Here is a 376-nt window from a genome sequence, read left to right on the forward strand (position 1 = left end):
TCAGAAATACTCCAAACCCTCGTGAGGGAAAATGTACAAATTAGAAATTTTTTGCCTACCCAATCAGCAAGATATAGTTCTTAGCACATTACATGATGCTGGTGTGGATAAGATTGGAAACTACGATCATTGCTGGGCATTAGGTTCTGTTATGGGATCACATCGAGCGCTCGAAGGCTCAAACCCTGTTTTTGGTTCAGTTGGAAAGTTGGAGAATTATCCACTAATAAAAATTGAAATAAATGTAGCTCATGAACATGTAAAACCAGTGGTACAAAGGCTTAAAGCATGTTTGGGTTGGGAAGAGCCGTTGGTAAATATTGTCAAGCTATACAATAGTGACTTCGAACTTTGAGTTTGGAGCATACAGCTAACA

Annotated in this window: 1 protein-coding gene; it reads left to right on the plus strand. The window is 38.8% G+C overall.

What is annotated here, in order from left to right:
* Window positions 1-31 precede the first annotated feature (31 nt).
* On the plus strand, window positions 32-355 hold the full coding sequence (locus GOU96_RS18420; protein WP_175249404.1) for a hypothetical protein: 324 nt from the start codon (window positions 32-34) through the stop codon (window positions 353-355).
* Window positions 356-376 lie beyond the last annotated feature (21 nt).

Origin of the sequence: Vibrio sp. R-1 (assembly GCF_035615595.1) — a bacterium.
Classification (GTDB): domain Bacteria; phylum Pseudomonadota; class Gammaproteobacteria; order Enterobacterales; family Vibrionaceae; genus Vibrio; species Vibrio cholerae.

Excerpts from the sequence above, each read along its gene's own strand:
- GOU96_RS18420 (WP_175249404.1), top strand. The coding sequence starts at position 32 with ATGTACAAATTAGAAATTTTTTGCCTACCCAATCAGCAAGATATAGTT.